This window comes from Cupriavidus sp. 05T41 (genome assembly GCF_056396525.1).
This window is the reverse complement of record NZ_JBFTLQ010000037.1, coordinates 53,263-69,833: the sequence shown is the minus strand read 5'-3', so window position 1 is coordinate 69,833 and position 16,571 is coordinate 53,263. Positions and strand designations below refer to the sequence as shown.

Here is a 16,571-nt window from a genome sequence, read left to right as displayed (position 1 = left end):
GAATAAGCGTGCGGGGGGAGGCCGGCGCAGGCAACGGCAGGGCAGGGGTCAGGCAAGTGCGGCCACCATCATAAGCCGCCGGGCCCCGCTTGGGTACCCGGCATTCGGAGCGAGTCATGCACAAACCAGTCCACTGCATCATTCTGGCCGGATGTCGGCGCTCTTGATCAGCTTTGCCCATTTCGCCACTTCGCTCTTCTGGAATGCGCCCAGTTCCGCCGGGCCCGCGCCGGACGGCTCGATGCCCAGCGTGGCGAAGCGCGCGCGCATCTCCGGTTCCTGGATGATCTTGCCGATGTCGGCGCCGAGCCGGTTGACGATGGGCTGCGGCGTGCCGGCCGGGGCGAACACCGCCTGCCAGGACACGATCTCGTAGCCGGCCAGCCTGGGCCCGCCCGCCTCGGCGATGGTMGGTACGTCGGGCAGTTCGCGCGAGCGCTTGCCCGCCGTGGTGGCCAGCGCACGGAACTTGCCAGCCTGGATCATCGGCATGGCGGCCACGCTGTTCTCGAACAGTACGTCGACCTGGCTGCCCAGCAGGGCCTGCACCGCCGGTCCGCTGCCTTTGTATGGCACATGGAGCAGCTTCACGCCCGCCATGGTGGAGAACAGCTCGCCGGCGAGGTGCTGGGAGGTACCGTTGCCTGCCGAACCGAACGAAACGGTGCCCGGCTTGGCCCTGGCCGCGGCGATCACGTCCTGCACGCTCTTCCAGGGACTGCTGGTGTTGACCACCAGCAGGTTGGGCAGCGTGCCGATCAGCGCCACCGGCTTGAAGTCCTTGATCGGGTCATAGGGCATCTTGGGATACAGGCTCACATTGATCGAGTGCGAGCTGATGGTGCCGCCGACCAGCGTATAGCCGTCCGGCGCGGCCTTGGCGACATAGTCCGAGCCGATATTGCCGCCAGCGCCGGCGCGGTTCTCCACCACCACCGGCTGGCCGATCATCTGCGACAGGCGCTGGCCGATCAGGCGGCCCAGCACATCGGTGGTGCCGCCCGCGGCGAAGGGCACCACGTAGTTGACGGGCTTGGTGGGCCAGGCATCCTGCGCATGGGCCGGGCCGGCCATGGCCAGCATGCCGAGGGTGCCGAGCGCACCCAGCGCGCAGCGCCACAAGGTTTGCGCACGGTGCGGGCCGGCCGGGGTTGCCGCGTGGGAACGGGCCGGCCGGAGGGGCCGAAGGTACATGGGCATATCCTGGTCTCCTGACTTCGTTGTCTGGCATCCTCCTTTCCGCTGCCGGCCGCGCACCGCTATGATCAGGCAGGCGGCGCATGGGGCAGGGCGGGATCGCCTTGGCCACAATCTACACGCGCGCGGGATCGTCMAGCCTTGCGTTTTACGCATAGCAGAAATGCGCCTTATGCCAGGCGCGCAAGGCGGGGCGGCCATAACAATCGCTACATTGCCCGCCGCGCTGCTGCCCACTGCTTGCCGCGCCGCAACACCGGCCCCCCGTGCCGCCAGGCCCCGAACCGACTGCAGTGCACCAATTCAAGATCGACATGACCAATACTCCTGCTGCTGCCACCGCGTCCCCTAACCCCGCGCCTGCCCGTACCGGCGGCCGCGTCCTGGTGGATGCCCTGCGCATCCATGGTGCCGAGCGCATCTTCTGCGTGCCGGGCGAGAGCTTCCTCGACGTGCTCGACGCCCTGCATGACCAGCCGGCCATCGACCTGATCGTCTGCAAGCACGAGGGCGCCGCCGCCAACATGGCCGAGGCCGACGGCAAGCTCACCGGCCGTCCGGGCATCTGCTTCGTCACGCGCGGCCCGGGCGCCACCCATGCCAGCATCGGCGTGCATATCGCCGCCCAGGACTCCACGCCCATGCTGCTGTTCGTCGGCCAGATCGCGCGCGGCCACAAGGGGCGCGAGGCATTCCAGGAAGTGGACTACGGCGCCATGTTCGGCTCCATCGCCAAGTGGGTGGTGGAGATCGAGGATCCCGCGCGCATCCCGGAACTGGTGGCGCGCGCGTTTCGCTGCGCCACATCGGGCCGCCCCGGGCCGGTGGTGATCTCGCTGCCCGAGGACGTGCTGGACGGCCTGTGCGAGGTTGCCGACACCGCGCCCTACCAGCCGGCCGTAGCCGCGCCGCGCGCGGCCGATGCCGATGCCCTCGGCGCGCTGCTGGCAGGCGCGCAGCGCCCGCTCGTGATCGCCGGCGGCGCCAACTGGACCKCCCAGGCAGCGGCGGACTTCGCCGCCTTCGTGCAGCGCTGGGACCTGCCGGTGGCATGCGCGTTCCGCCGCCAGGACGTGTTCGACAACCGCGATCCGCACTATGTGGGTCACCTGAGCCTGGGGGTGAATCCCGCGCTGGCCGAGCGCGTGCGCACCGCCGACGTCATCCTCGCCTTCGGCACGCGCCTGGGCGATATCGCCACCGACGGCTACACCCTGCTGGATGTGCCCACGCCGCGTCAGCGCCTGATCCATGTGCATGCCGACAGCGCCGAGCTTGGCCGCGTCTACCAGCCCGAACTGGCCATCCAGGCCGGCATCGGGCCCGGCGCCGCCATGCTGGCCGCGCTGCCGGCACCCGCGAGCGTGGCCTGGGGCGACTGGACCGGCGCCGCGCGCGCCGCGCACATAGCCTTCGTCATGCCGGGCAAGCCGCACCCGGAACTCAGTGGCGTGGACATGACCGCCGTGGTCGATCATCTCAACCAGACCCTGCCGGCCGATGCCGTGCTCAGCAACGGCGCGGGCAACTACACGGTCTGGCTGCACCGCTACTATGCCTACCGCCAGCCGCGCACGGAGCTCGCGCCGACTTGCGGCGCCATGGGCTACGGCCTGCCCGCGGCCATCGCCGCCAAGCTGCGCGACCCGCAGCGCACGGTGGTGTGCTTTGCCGGCGACGGCTGCTTCCTGATGTACCCACAGGAGATCGCCACGGCCGCCGCCTACGGCGCCAACCTGATCGTGGTGCTGGTCAACAACGGCATGTACGGCACCATCCGCATGCACCAGGAAAAACGCTATCCGGGCCGCGTCAGCGGCACCGATATTCCCAGCCCGGATTTCGTGGCGATGGCGCAGTCCTGCGGCGCCTGGGCCGAGCGCGTGACGCGCACGGAAGACTTCGCCGCGGCATTCGAGCGGGCCCGGGCGGCAGGCAAGCCGGCGGTGCTCGAGCTGACGACCGACCCGCGCCAGATCACGCCGGCCATGCGCATCGCGGGTTGAGGACGGCGGCGCTGCCTGGCCGCGAGAGCGCTCCCGGCCAGCGGTCCCCGGACCTGCAAAAGACATAAGACCGAAGACCGAAGACCGAAGATACAAGACGCATCACATAAGACGCATCACATAAGACAGACGACGAGAAACAGGAGACACAGCATGACCGAAGCCACGCTGGACGGCCTGCGCAGCCGGTTCTCCGGCCGCCTGCTGACCGCGCCCGACGACACCGCGCCCTTCCTGACCGACTGGCGCCGCAACTTCACCGGCCGCGCGCTGGCCGTGGCGCAACCGGATACGACGGCAGACGTGGCGGCCATCGTGCGGTGGTGCGCGGCGCTTGGCGTGCCGCTGGTGCCGCAGGGCGGCAATACCGGCATGGTGGGGGGCGCGGTACCCGATGGCGACGGTCGTGCCCTGGTGCTGTCCACCGCCCGGCTGAACCGCATCCGCGACATCGATCCGCTCAACAACACGCTGACCGCCGAGGCCGGCTGCATCCTGGCCAATGTCCAGCAGGCAGCGCAGGAGGCGGACCGCCTGTATCCGCTGTCGCTCGGCGCCGAAGGCAGTTGCACCATCGGCGGCAACCTCGCCAGCAATGCCGGCGGCGTGCAGGTGCTGCGTTACGGCAACACGCGCGAGCTGTGCCTGGGCCTGGAAGTGGTGACGCCCGACGGCGAGATCTGGGACGGCCTGCGCGGCCTGCGCAAGGACAACACCGGCTACGACCTGAAGCAGCTCTTCATCGGCGCGGAAGGCACGCTCGGCGTGATCACMGCCGCCACCCTGAAGCTCTATCCGCGTCCGGCCGCGCGCATGACCGCGCTGGCCGCCGTGAGCGACCCGCACGCGGCGCTGCSCCTGCTTGAACTGGCCCAGCGCCGCCTGGCCGCCACGCTGACCGCCTTCGAACTGATGAGCGGCGCCTGCATGGCGCTGGTGGCGCAGTATTTTCCCGACTGCCGCGCACCGTTCGACMAGGACCATCCGTGGTACGTGCTGCTTGAAAGCAGCGATCCGCACAGCGAGGGGCACGCMACGCAGGCCTTCGGCGAGCTGATGGAAGAAGCGTTCGAAGCCGGCATMGTGGCGGACGCCGCCATCGCCGCCTCGCTGGCGCAGTCCGACGGGCTCTGGCGCATCCGCCACCATTTGCCCGAGGCGCAGTCGATGGATGGGGGCGACAACATCAAGCACGATATCTCGGTGCCCATCTCGGCCATCGCGACGTTCATCGAGCGTACCAGCGCCGAGATCGTGGCGGCCCATCCGGGCGCACGCGTACTGGCCTTCGGCCACCTCGGCGACGGCAACCTGCATTACAACGTCAGTGCGCCGCGCGGCGTGCCGCAGGCGCCATTCGTGCAGGCCAGCGGCGCGGCCATCAGCGCGCTGGTGTATGAGGCTGTGGATCGCGTGCGCGGCTCGCTCTCGGCCGAGCACGGCATCGGCCAGCTCAAGGTCGACAAGAACGCGCACTACAAGTCCGCGGTCGAGATGGCCCTGATGCAGAAGATCAAGCACGCACTGGACCCGCACGGCCTGATGAACCCGGGCCGGCTGCTGCCGCCGCCCGACGCGCAGTACTGAGCAACGAAGAAAGCCCGGCAAGCCCGAAAAAAACAAGATCACCAAGATCGACAGAATCAACTAGGTCAAGAGGAGACATAGATGCAAGATGCGAAGCTCAAGCGCGGCCGCCGCCCGATGCTGCTGGCCCTGGCCGCGCTGGCCGCCACCACCGTCTGCGGCGTGCTGCCCGCGCAGGCCGAGACCTGGCCGTCCAAGCCGATCCGCCTGATCGTGCCGTTCACCGCCGGCGGCAATACCGACATCGTGGCGCGCCTGGTCGCGCGCGACCTGCAAAAGGCGCTCGGACAGCCGGTGGTGGTGGAGAACCGTCCCGGCGCATCGGGCAATATCGGCGCCGACATGGTCGCCAAGTCCGCCCCGGACGGCTATACGCTGCTGATGGGCACGGTCGGTACCAACGCCATCAACGCCAGCTTCTACCGCAAGATGCCCTATGACACGGTCAAGGACTTCGCCGCGGTGGCGATGATCGCCTCGGTGCCGAATATCCTCGTGGTCAATCCCGGCGTGCCCGCCAACAACGTCAAGGAACTCACCCAGTACGTCAAGCAGGCCAACGGCAAGACCACCTTTGCCTCGTCCGGCACCGGCACTTCGATCCACCTGTCGGGCGAGCTGTACAAGGTCATGACCGGTGTCTCGATGGTGCACGTGCCCTACAAAGGCAGCGCCCCTGCGGTGACCGACCTGATGGGCGGCCAGGTGCAGCTGATGTTCGACAACGCGCCGACCTCGCTGCCCTTCGTCAAGGCCGGCAAGCTCAAGGCGCTGGCGGTCACCGGAGCGCACCGCATGAGCGCGCTGCCCAAGGTGCCCACCATGGAGGAAGCCGGGTTGCCGGGCTTTATCACCGGCTCATGGTTTGGCGTGTTCGCGCCGGCCCGCACGCCGCGCGAGATCGTGACCCGCCTGAGCGACATCATCATGGCCGCCTCGGCCCGGCCCGATTTCCGCGAAGCGCTGGTGACCGCCGGCGCCGATCCGGATCCGAAACCCGCGGCCGAGTTCCAGGCCTTCTCGCTGGCGGAGAAGGTCCGCTGGGAGAAAGTCGTCAAGGCCGCCGGCGTGTCGGTGGACGAATAAGCAGGACACCGGCGCGCGGCGCCGGGCGCAGAACTTCATCGAGGAACCCTTCAACATGAGCAATCCAGCCCCAGCCACTTCGCGACACGACGCCACCGCACTGCGGCTCATGGCGCAGGCCATGTTCGTGCGCGCCGGCATGCCGGAAGACCGCGCGGCCGATGTCGCCGCCATCCTGATCGAAGCCGACCTGATGGGGCACGACACCCACGGCCTGCAACTGCTGCCGACMTACCTGGCGGAGATAGAAAGCGGCAGCATGGCCGTCAACGAAGACTACGAGGTGATCTCCGAGCGCGCCGCCGTTGCCACCTGGGACGGCAAGCGCCTGCCCGGGCCCTGGCTGACCCTGCGCGCGATGGAGAGCGCGATGGCGCGCGCGCGCGACTACGGCACCGGGACCGTTACCATCCGCCGCTCGCACCATATCGCCTGCCTGGCCGCCTACCTCGAGCGCGCCACGCAGGCAGGCCTGGTCATGCTGCTGTTCTCGTCGGCGCCGGGCGCCGCCACGGTGGCGCCGTTCGGCGGCACCCGCCCGATATTCTCGCCGAGCCCGCTGGCGGTCGGTTTCCCGACGCCGCAAGGTCCGGTGCTGATCGATGTTTCCACCTCCATCACTACCAACGGCCTCACCGGGCGCCTGTACAAGGAAGGCAAGCGCCTGCCGCATCCCTGGCTGATCGACGAGCACGGCAATGCCAGCGACGACCCGGCGGTGCTGTTTCCCCCGCATGCCGGGTCGATCCTGCCGCTGGGCGGGCTCGATGCCGGGCACAAGGGCTTTGCCCTCTCGCTGATGGTGGAGTCGCTGACCGCCGGCCTGAGCGGCCATGGCCGCGACGACCCGGGCAAGCGCTGGGGCAATACGGTATTCCTGCAGATTCTGGACCCCGCCGCCTTTGCCGGCGAGGAAGCCTTCGCCACGCAAATGGGCTGGGTGGCGCGCGCCTGCACCGACAACCCGCCGCGGCCCGGCGTCGACCGCGTGCGCCTGCCGGGGCAGGGCGCGCTGGAGCGCAAGACGCGCCAGCTGCGCGATGGCGTGGCGCTCAATCCGGCGATCCTGCCGCAACTGGCACCGTGGCTGGAAAAGTACGGGATGGCGGCGCCCGAGGCACTGGCCTGACGCCGGTGTGCTGGCCCCGGGCCGGCGCCTTGCGGTAAGCTCGCGGAAACCAACCTTCGCGCGCCGCCGGTCACCGCCTATCCTATGCAAGCTTTCAGCCTGGATCTGTTCGTCAGACTTCTCTGCGGCCTGCTGTGCGGGGTGTTGATCGGGCTCGACCGCAACCTGCGTGGCAAGGCAGCGGGTGCGCGCACGCTCGGACTGGTCTCCCTTGGCGCGGCTACGGCGGTGTGCCTGGTGACGGTGGCGGGCCATCCTCCCGACGCCATGTCGCGCGTGCTGCAAGGCTTGCTCACGGGGATCGGCTTTCTGGGCGTGGGAGTGATCTCCCGCCACAGTAGTGACGACAAGCCCCAGGGCCTGACCACGGCGGCGGCGATCTGGCTGGCCGCCATCATCGGTGCCGCCTGCGGAGCGGGGTATTTCGCCATCGTGGCGATGGCGCTTGGCCTGGGCCTGGTKCTGCTGCTGGTGGGCGGGCGTTTCGAGYGCACGCTGCACAGGCGGCTGCTGCACGAAGAGGCCGGGTTGCCGCCTACCCCCAAGGTCCATCGCAACGGCGGCGCGCATGCCGACGCGGACGGGCAGAAACGCCAGGCCCCGCCCGGGCTGGACGAGAGCTGAACAGCGCCCGGCGCGGCATTGGCCTMAGCGCGCCTGCGCGCGCAGCGCGGCTTCGATGCCGCGGATGCTCTCTACCAGCAGCGGACGCACCGTTTCCAATAGCATGGCCGCCGGCACGATGGCGGTGGGGCCGCTGCACGACAAGGTCATCGGCGGCAGCGCGGGTCCCGGGCGGAAAGCCGCAGCAATCGAATTGATATCGGGCAGCCACTCGCCAAAGGACGTGGTGCAGCCCAGCCGCTGCACCTCGGTGCGGCTATGCGCGACGATGGCATCGGCGCGCTCGCTGTCGAGTCCGTCCTGCCTGCGGAAGGCGGACAGCGCCTGTTTCTGCTCGGCCGGGGGCAGCGCTTCGAGGTAGGCGCGTCCCGCCGCGGTGGTCAGGCCGGAGATGCGCGTGCCCACCGCGACCCGCAAGGTCAGGTAAGACTCGGACTGGCAGTTCTCGTAGATCAGCATCTGCGCGCGGTCGCGCACGATCAGCGAGGTCACGCCCTGGGACAGGTCGGCCAGTTCCCGCATATACGGCCGCACCACGTCGAGCACGTCCGCGCCTTGCTGCGCCGCGGGCGCCAGGGCCAGCGCGGAGCTGCCCAGCTGGTACTTGGCCTGCTCGGGGTCCAGGCGCAGGTAGCCCAGTTCGGTCAGCGTATGKGTCAGCCGCGATACCGTGGACTTGGGCAAGCCGCAGCGCTGGGCCAGCTCGGCATTGCCAAGTCGCGTCTCGTAGCTGCGGAAACAGGCCAGCACATCGAGGCCACGCGCCAGCGCGGTGACGAAATGCCGGTCTTCCTTTTGCTGGGCGGCATCTTCTGGCAGCGGCGCTTGCATGCGGTATGCCTCGGTTGTCTGTGACGGCGCGTGATCAGCCGGCGCCGGCGAGCATCTCGCGCAGCTTTGCCTTGAGGATCTTGCCGGAGGGCGCGGCCGGCAGGTGGGCCACGATCCTGACCTCCGCCGGCATCTTGTACGGCGACAGGCGTTCGCGCAGGAAGGTACGCAGCGCGGCCTGGTCCAGCGCCATGCCGTCGCGCACCTCGACAAAGGCGATCACTTCCTCGTTGCCTTCCACCGTGCGCCCGACCACGGCCGATTGCAGCACCGCCGGGAACGCGTTGATCGATTGCTCGACTTCTTCCGGATAGACGTTGAAGCCCKAGTGGATGATGATTTCCTTGGACCGCCMCACGATGGAAACGGCACCGTCGGCATCGATGCGCGCCAGGTCGCCGGTATGCAGCCAGCCGTCGGCGTCGATCACCTGCGCGGTGAGGTCGGGGCGGCGATAGTAGCCCTTCATCACGTTCGGGCCGCGCACCAGCAGCTCGCCGCTGCCGTCAGGCAGCGGATCGCCCAGGCGGATTTCCACTTCGGGCACCACGGGGCCCACCGAGCAGTCGCTGCGCGGGGCTTCCACGCGCGTCTGGCATACCGTGGGCGAGGTTTCGGTCATGCCGTAGCCGTTGTGCAGGACGATGCCGAAGMTGCTCTCGAACGCCGACTTGAGCGAAGCCGCCAGCGGCGCGCCGCCGGACTGCGCCATGCGCAGCGCGGGTGCCCGCAGCGGGGTGTCCTGCGCACGGCTCCACTCGATCAGCTTGGCGTACATGGCCGGCACGCCGTGCAGCACGGTGAGTTGCAGGTCGGCGAGCGCATGGGCGAGCTTCTCCGGGCGGAAGCGCGGCTCGTAGAAGACCGTGGCGCCGTTGGACAGCGGCCCGACCAGCAGCACCGACAAGCCGTACACGTGCGAGATCGGCAGCACGCCGTAGATGCGGTCGCCCGGCTGCACGCGCGCCTGCAGGCGGTTGGAGCGGCCAATGAACATCAGGTTGGCATGGGTGAGCATGACGGCCTTGGAGGCCCCGGTGGTGCCGGTGGTGTAGATCAGCGCGGCGACCTGGTCGCGCGCCGCCGCCTCGACCGGCTCGGCCACGGCATTCTGGTTCACGGCGCCGGCCAGCAGAGCGCCCGCGTGCGGCCATTGCAGCGGCTGCGCGCCACGCGCCAGGCCGTGCTCGCGCGCTTCGGGGTGGGCGCTGTCGAGGTATAGCGCGACGCGCGCGCCGGCATGCTCGATGATGTTGTCGATCTCGCGCGGCGAGAGGCGGGCGTTGACCGGCACCGCCCACGCATCGAGCGAGCTGAGCGCGAGAATCAGCACCGCGCAGCCCACGCTGTTTTCCGTCACAAGCACCACGCGGTMGCCGCCGCGCACGCCCAGGTCCGCCAGGGAACGCGCGGTTTCGGCGATAGCCCCGTCCAGTTCGCCGTAGCGCAGGGACCGCTCGGCATCCATCAGCGCGACACGCTCGGGGTGGCTGCGGACCCACGGGGCGATGGTCTGGTGCAGGCGGGTGAACGAGGCGGTGGCTTGGGAAGCGTCGGCGCGCGGGGAAACTGCCGGCGCGGGCGCGCCAGACGTGGGGGTGCTGCTCATTGCGGTCTCCGGTAAGGCTTCCGGCGTGGCCGCCGGATTTGTTCGATGGCGGCATACTCCCACCGATCGCCTCGCCCGTCAACTGCACTGTGGAATGACTGTTCTGCAGTGCAGAACAGTCATGATCAGGACAACGATCGGCCGCCGGCMCTCAGAAGCGGAAGCGCGCCACGCCTGCCGACAGCGCCGCGGCCTGCGCATCCAGGCTTGCGGCCTGCTCTGCCACCGCCTCCACCAGGCCGGCGTTCTGCCGGCTGGTCTGGTCCAGTTGCGCCACCGCTTCGCCCACGCCGCGGATGCCGCGGGCCTGCTCGTCGGCCACCCCGCACAGCCGCTCGGCCAGCGCATGGCTCTGGCCTACCGCCTGCTCGATACCGCCCATCGCGCTGACGACCTGCTGGCTTAGCCGCGCGCCGCGCCCGATCTCCGCGGTGGTCTGGGCGATGGTGTCGCGGATCTCGCGTGCCGATGTGGCGCTGCGCTGGGCCAGTCCGCGCACTTCCTGCGCCACCACCGCGAAGCCGCGTCCGGCGGCGCCCGCGCGGGCCGCTTCGACAGCGGCATTGAGCGCGAGGATATTGGTCTGGAAGGCAATGCTCTCGATCACCGACACCATTTCCGCCACGCTGCGCGAATGCCCGTGCACGGCATCCATGGCCCCGCTCATGTCGTTGACCACGGCCATGCCTGCCTCGGTCGCCTGACGTGCAAGGCGCGCCATTTCGCTGGACTCGGTGGCTTGTTCGCGGGCTTGTCCCACCAGGGTGRTCAGGCGGGCGACGCTGTCGGCGGCGGCGGCCAGCGCGCTGGCCTGCATGGCGGTACGGCGCGACAAGTCCTGGTTGCCGCCGGCAATGCCTTCGCTGGTGGCGGCGATCTCCCGCGCGTGATGCTGGATATCCTCCAGCACGCCGGCCAGCTGGTCGCGCATGCGGGCCAGCAGGCTCATCAGGCTGCGCTCGTCGCCACGGCGCAGCGGCACGGCCTGCTGAAGGTCGCCGGAGGCGATGCGGCTGGCKACCCTGGCGGCATCCGCAGGCTCGCCGCCGAGCTCGGACAGCAGCAGGCGCGCGGCGAACCAGGCCAGCGCGGCGGCGGCGCCCAGGCTGGCCAGCAGCATCGCCGCCATCACGGTCTGCGCGCGCAGCTGGCTGGCGGCCACCGCCGCCACGGTAGCCGCGGCCTGGCTTTCCTGCAGCTTGCGCGCGGCCTCGACCACGGTGCCCAGCTTCTGCAGCTGCTCGCCGAGGAAATGGCCGTCCACCGACACAGCGCTGTCGAACTGCAGCGCGTCGAGCGGCTGCTTGCGCAGCAACGCCACATAGTCGCCCAGCAGCCTGGCGGCGGCGTCGCGTTCCTGTTGCAGCGCCGGCGCCTGCCGTGGCGCGGCGGCGCGGACCACCGTCAAGGCCTGGTCAAGCCCKGAGAGGGCGTGTTCGATATCCCTGGCGGCGTCGTCCCGCTCGCTGCCGCTGGTGGCCAGGGTCAGGGCGAGCTGGGCGCGATCCAGCCGCGCCAGTGCCGCCTGGGCGCGTTCGGCGGAAATGGCGCCCTGCATGTCGCGCTGGTAGAGGGTGTCGGTCATCTGCTTGACCGAGCCGAGGCTGAAGATACCTGTCAGCCCGACCGCTGCGCCGAACACGTAGACCAGGGCGAAGGCCGCGCACATGCGCGCGGCGAGCGGCAGCCGGCCAAGGCAGGCGGGCAAGCGCAGGCCCGCGCGGCGCGGGGCCTTCAGTTGGATGGTTTGCGACACTGTGAGGCTCCGATGGACCTGGCGGTCCGCATGCTGACCCTGGGGCACCGCCTTCCAGCCCGGCCAGGCCGGGGCCGCTGGCGGCGGATTCGTTGTGTGCGCATGCTCGGATACCAATGTGACGGAACCATGACATCCCGACACAGCCACAGGGTAATCCCCATTGTCACAATGGTGACATATCGTTGACATGAAATAGGGCCCGCGTCACTTGCGGGGGCCTCGCCGCGCACCGGCCTGTGCGCTTTCCCCCCATTGCGCACCTCAGGCGCCGCGCCGCCCACCCCAACAGGTCTGTCGATTCCGTTCATGCCCAACGCTTCCTCCCTGGCCGGCGTGCCCCTGCCGCGGCTGCGCCTGCCGCCGCTGCATGCTGTGTTCCAGCCCATCGTGACGTTCGGCAGCGGCGAGATACTTGGCTACGAGGCCTTGGTGCGGGGGCCGTCCGGTACGCCGCTGGCGATGCCCGACGCTTTGTTCCGGCTGGCCCGCAACGAAGCCGATACCGTCGAGCTTGAGCTGCAGGCCGCGCGTGCCGCGCTGTCCGGCTGCGCCGCGCTTGACCTGCAGGGCAAGCTGTTCCTCAACTTCAGCGCCACGGCGCTGCGCTACCTGCTGGCCGACGGCGGTCGCGCCATGGCCGCCCTGGTGGCCGGCAACATCGCCCCGGCGCGCGTCGTGATCGAGGTGACCGAGCACGCCCAGATCGAGCATGCCGAGCGCTTCGGCCGGTCCATGGCCGTGCTGCACGAAATGGGCATGCAATACGCGCTGGACGATTTCGGTACCGGCCACGCCAACCTGGATCGGCTGATCCACCTCGCGCCGCACTACATCAAGCTGGACAAGTCGCTGGTGCGGGACATCGGCACCTGCTCGCGCCGCCTCGAGGTGGTGCGCACCGTGCTGGCGCTGGTGGAGGCGCTGGGCGGCGCCGCGATCGCCGAAGGGATCGAGGACGCCGACGAACTGGCGGTGCTGCGCGACCTCGGCGTGCCCTTCGGGCAGGGCTACTATCTCGGTCGCCCGCAGGCGCAGCCGGTGCGCGAAGTCGCGCCGCAAGCGCGCCTGGCGCTGGTATCGAAGCAGATCGCGGTGTTCCCGCAGGCAGTGCGCTCGGCGCGGCCGGGCATGTCCGCAGGCAAGCTGATGCGGCCCGKCCCGGCGGTGCGTCCCGGCACGACCAACAACGAACTGCTGGCCTTGTTCCATGCGCACCCGGAGCTGCACGCGGCGGCCGTGGTCAGCGATGACGACAAGCCGCTCGCCATCGTCAACCGGCATTACTTCATCGACCGCTTTGCCGGGCCGTTCCACCGCGAGCTCTACGGCAGGAAGGATTGCCTGGCCCTGGCCAACCGCGCGCCGCTGTGCTTCGACAAGGGCGCCGGCATCGACGAGATGGCGCAGGCCCTGTCGGGCGAGGACCAGCGTGCGCTGGCCGACGGCTTCATCATCACCGAGCGGGGACGCTACGCCGGCCTGGGCACCGGCGCAGACCTGATCCGCGCGGTCACCGAGATCCGCATGGAGGCGGCGCGCTATGCCAACCCGCTGACCTTCCTGCCCGGCAACATGCCGCTGAACCGGCATATCGACCGGCTGGTMGAGGCCGGAGCGGAGTTCCACGCGTGCTATATCGACCTGAACCACTTCAAGCCCTACAACGACCAGTACGGCTACTGGAAGGGCGACGAAATGCTCAAGGGCGCCGCCGCCTTCCTGGCGCAGGCCTGCGACCCGGTGCGTGATTTCCTCGGCCATGTGGGCGGCGACGATTTCCTGGTGCTGTACCAGAGCCCGGACTGGGAAGCGCGCACGCGCACCGCGATCGCGCGCTTCGACCTGGCCGCGCGCGAGCTCTACTCCGACGCCGATCGCGAGGCCGGCGGCATCCATGGCGAGGACCGGCTGGGCCAGCGTGCGTTCTTTCCCACCGTGACCATGGCCGCCGGCGCGGTGCGCGTGGGGCCGCGGGGGCCATCCGGCCCGCAGGGCATGCCTGGCTTGTGGCGACTGGACAGCAGCCATATCGGCGCGGCCGCGGCCGCGGCCAAGCGCGCGGCCAAGAAAGCCAGCAGCGGCTTTGTGGTGATCGACTTGCGCGAGCTGGCGCGCGACGGGCGTCTCGGCGCCCCGGCGTCCGGGCAGGCGGCAGCCCCCTACCTGGCTAGCCGCGGTGGCGGGCGCGCCTGGTGACGCCGGCCGCCGTTTCCTCCAGCCGGTATCCCTGCCCATAGACGACCGTGATCACCACGCCATTGCCGGGGTGCAGCGCCAGCGTGCGGCGCAGGCGCGAGACCAGGTTTGCCAGCGCCCGCGACGTGGCCGGCAGCCCGTATCCCCAGATCGCGTGCTCGACCTGTGCGTGCGGTATCACGCGCCCCGCACCGGAGAACAGCAGGGCGGCGAGATCGAATTCCTTGGGTGTGAGCTGCAGCCGCCGGCCGCGGAACGTGACCTGGTGCGACAGGTAATCCAGCGTGTAGGGCCCGATCACGACGGCAGGGCCCGGGGCGGGCGCCGGGTCGCGGGCGGCGGTGCGGCGTCGCAGCGCGTGCAGCCGGGCCACCAGCTCGCGCGCCCKCAGCGGACGGATCATATAGTCGTCGGCGCCCGCCTGCAGGGTGTTGACCACCGAATCCTCGTCGCGCCGGTCGGACAGCACCATCACCGGCAGCTCGCCCCGCCACGCCGCGCGCACCGCGCGCACGKCCTGCACCGCGGGCATGTCGGCCAGTTCGTGGTCGATCAGCAAGACGTCGTAGCCGGAGTGGTCGATGCGCTGGAACAGATCCCGGCTGGCGTGATAGGTATGGCAATACATGCCGGCGCGGGACAGGGAATCCGAGAGGGCCTCGGCCTGGACCGAGCGGTCCGCTAGCAGTGCGATCTTCATTGGGATGGGTCCAACTGGCAACTGGCGTTCGGGCAAAGAGGGGGCTGGCGCGCATCCGCCGCCCGGCCAGACGGGCAGCCATGCACTGGGCCGGGACGGGCTCGGGCCTTCCCCGCAAGGCATGCGGGCAGCATAGTCCGGGGCGAGGCCGATAACGTTCAGAGCAATCCGCAAGCGCGAGCGGAGTATTCCCAAGGCAGGCGGCGACGCATCCGGGGCGGCGCCCGATCTCGCCGAGGCCCGCATGGGATTGCTGCGCCGCATTTACATGATTTGTCCGAATCTGCCGCTTTATGTTATCCACAGAATATGTGGATAAAAGGGGGCGGCCCTYGGCGCTGTGCCAATAGCGGCGGATTTGTATCGGACTGCCTAAATTTTGAGCAATCGGCGCGGCGGCCGGTGGCGGCGCAGACCAGCGTCGGCGCCCCGGCATGCGCAGCAGCAATCCGGAGCCATCACGGCGATGCCGTCCGGCCTGAAGCTGGCGAGCCGCTGGCATGGGGGCCGGCGATCATGCGCGGCTGCCCGTCTCGCGCAGCCGCACGATGCGGCGCCGCTTGCCCTGGATGAAGGCGCCGGGATGGCCGGCGGCGTGGCCGGGCAAGTCCACGACGATGACCTCGCCGCCGCTGCCGGGCAGCGCACGGCCATGCGTCAACGGCATCGGCGCCGCGGGCAATGCCTGTTGCGGCCAGGCTTCGACAAAGCCCAGCCGCTGCCGGAACGGGCTGCGGCCCGCTCAGAACGCCGAGATCGGCCGCCCCGTCAACGGATAGTTGGGATCGTTGTAGCCATGCGTGGAGGCATGCCCCGGCCGTACCAGGTCGTCGACCATCGCCTCTTCCGTGGCCGAGACCGCGACGCCCACTGCGCCGAAGTAGTCCTCGAACTGGGCCAGTGTGCGCGGCCCGGCAATCACCGAGCTGACAATGGKATTGGCCAGGACCCATGCCGTGGCGAACTGCCCGAGCTGGAGGCCGCGCCCGTCGGCATGCTGCTTGAGCTTCTGCGCGATGACGAGCGATTCCTCTCGGAACTCGGTCTCCATCATGCGGCGGTCGGCGCGGCCCGCGCGGGAATCCTGCGGCGGCTGCTGGCCGGGCTGGTATTTGCCGGTGAGCACGCCGCGCGCGATCGGGCTGTAGGGCACCACGCCCAGGCCGAAGTGCTGGCAGGCGGGCAGGATTTCCACTTCCGGCATGCGGTTGAGCAGGTTGTAGTAGGGCTGGCATGCCACCGGACGCGGCACGCCCAGTTGGTCGCACAGGCGCACCAGCTCGGCGATGCGCCAGCCGCGGAAGTTGGAGACGGCCCAGTAGCGGATCTTGCCCGCGCGCACCAGATCGCCCATCGCGCGCACCGGCTCTTCCAGGTTCTCGCCGGGGAAGTCGCGGTGCAGGTAGAGGATGTCGAGGTAGTCGGTAGCCAGGCGGCCCAGGCTTTCTTCGGCCTCGCGCAGGATCCACGTGCGCGAGTAGTGCGAGCGGTTGGGCGCGGCGTGCATCGGGTTGCCGAGCTTGCTGGCCAGTACCCAGTCATGGCGGTCGCCGGCCAGCAGCTTGCCGACCATGCGTTCGGAGCCGCCCTTGCTGTAGACATCCGCCGTATCGATGAAATTCACGCCGTKGGCGCGCGCGCTGTCGACGATGCGGCCGGCTTCGGCTTCATCCGTCTGGTCGGCGAACATCATGGTGCCCAGGCACAGGGCGGATACTTTCAGGTTGCTGGCGCCCAGGCGCCGGTACTCCATCTTGAACTCTGACATTGCGGTCTTCCTTGACGATACGGGGTGCGGCGAGGCGAAAAACGCTACAGCTTAACGCCTGCCGCGAAATCCTGCCGCG

General features: G+C 69.6%; 12 protein-coding genes and 1 pseudogene. 6 read left to right on the top strand and 7 right to left on the bottom strand.

Annotation, left to right across the window (positions count from 1 at the left end; translation table 11 throughout):
• Nucleotides 1–138: 138 nt before the first annotated feature.
• Nucleotides 139–1,083, bottom strand: coding sequence for a Bug family tripartite tricarboxylate transporter substrate binding protein (locus AC1DKV_RS21650; protein ID WP_441615426.1), 945 nt, complete (start codon nt 1,081–1,083; stop codon nt 139–141).
• Nucleotides 1,084–1,511: 428 nt separating this feature from the next.
• Here AC1DKV_RS21650 and AC1DKV_RS21645 point away from each other — a divergent pair, with 428 nt between their 5' ends.
• From AC1DKV_RS21645 to AC1DKV_RS21625, 5 genes are all read left to right on the top strand, one after another.
• The gene (locus tag AC1DKV_RS21645) at nt 1,512–3,203 is read left to right on the top strand and encodes a thiamine pyrophosphate-binding protein (protein WP_477137957.1); all 1,692 of its coding nucleotides are present in this window, start codon (nt 1,512–1,514) and stop codon (nt 3,201–3,203) included.
• Nucleotides 3,204–3,356: 153 nt separating this feature from the next.
• Nucleotides 3,357–4,790, top strand: a complete 1,434-nt coding sequence (locus AC1DKV_RS21640; RefSeq protein WP_477137956.1) for an FAD-binding oxidoreductase — start codon at nt 3,357–3,359, stop codon at nt 4,788–4,790.
• A gap of 81 nt (nt 4,791–4,871) precedes the next feature.
• Nucleotides 4,872–5,876: a Bug family tripartite tricarboxylate transporter substrate binding protein gene (locus AC1DKV_RS21635; RefSeq protein WP_441615243.1), complete on the top strand. Its 1,005-nt coding sequence runs from the start codon at nt 4,872–4,874 to the stop codon at nt 5,874–5,876.
• 55 nt (nt 5,877–5,931) lie between these two features.
• Nucleotides 5,932–7,005 (top strand): Ldh family oxidoreductase, encoded by a 1,074-nt coding sequence (locus AC1DKV_RS21630; RefSeq protein ID WP_441615245.1) that lies wholly within the window; start codon nt 5,932–5,934, stop codon nt 7,003–7,005.
• 84 nt (nt 7,006–7,089) lie between these two features.
• Nucleotides 7,090–7,629 carry an MgtC/SapB family protein gene (locus tag AC1DKV_RS21625; RefSeq protein ID WP_477137955.1) on the top strand — a complete coding sequence of 180 codons (540 nt, stop codon included), beginning with the start codon at nt 7,090–7,092 and terminating at the stop codon, nt 7,627–7,629.
• Nucleotides 7,630–7,806: 177 nt separating this feature from the next.
• On the opposite strand, the pseudogene AC1DKV_RS21620 reads toward AC1DKV_RS21625, so the two are convergent.
• From AC1DKV_RS21620 to AC1DKV_RS21610, 3 genes and pseudogenes are all read right to left on the bottom strand, one after another.
• Nucleotides 7,807–8,460, bottom strand: a pseudogene (locus AC1DKV_RS21620) (IclR family transcriptional regulator); the annotation flags it as partial.
• 34 nt (nt 8,461–8,494) lie between these two features.
• On the bottom strand, nt 8,495–10,069 hold the full coding sequence (locus AC1DKV_RS21615; RefSeq protein WP_477137954.1) for a class I adenylate-forming enzyme family protein: 1,575 nt from the start codon (nt 10,067–10,069) through the stop codon (nt 8,495–8,497).
• A 151-nt stretch (nt 10,070–10,220) separates the two neighbouring features.
• Complete coding sequence (locus AC1DKV_RS21610; protein ID WP_477137953.1) at nt 10,221–11,825, bottom strand: methyl-accepting chemotaxis protein; 1,605 nt, start codon at nt 11,823–11,825, stop codon at nt 10,221–10,223.
• Between the two features lie 309 nt (nt 11,826–12,134).
• Here AC1DKV_RS21610 and AC1DKV_RS21605 point away from each other — a divergent pair, with 309 nt between their 5' ends.
• Complete coding sequence (locus AC1DKV_RS21605; RefSeq protein WP_477137952.1) at nt 12,135–14,024, top strand: EAL domain-containing protein; 1,890 nt, start codon at nt 12,135–12,137, stop codon at nt 14,022–14,024.
• On the opposite strand, the gene AC1DKV_RS21600 is transcribed toward AC1DKV_RS21605, so the two are convergent.
• The 3 genes from AC1DKV_RS21600 to AC1DKV_RS21590 form a co-directional block, all read right to left on the bottom strand.
• Nucleotides 13,996–14,724 carry a response regulator transcription factor gene (locus AC1DKV_RS21600; RefSeq protein ID WP_477137951.1) on the bottom strand — a complete coding sequence of 243 codons (729 nt, stop codon included), beginning with the start codon at nt 14,722–14,724 and terminating at the stop codon, nt 13,996–13,998. The two genes, AC1DKV_RS21605 and AC1DKV_RS21600, sit on opposite strands and share 29 nt — an antisense overlap.
• A gap of 514 nt (nt 14,725–15,238) precedes the next feature.
• A complete protein-coding gene (locus tag AC1DKV_RS21595; protein ID WP_441615258.1) occupies nt 15,239–15,391 on the bottom strand; it encodes a hypothetical protein in 153 nt (50 codons plus the stop codon).
• Between the two features lie 75 nt (nt 15,392–15,466).
• Entirely contained in the window at nt 15,467–16,492 is a 1,026-nt protein-coding gene (locus AC1DKV_RS21590) for an aldo/keto reductase (RefSeq protein ID WP_477137950.1), read from the bottom strand.
• Nucleotides 16,493–16,571: the final 79 nt, after the last annotated feature.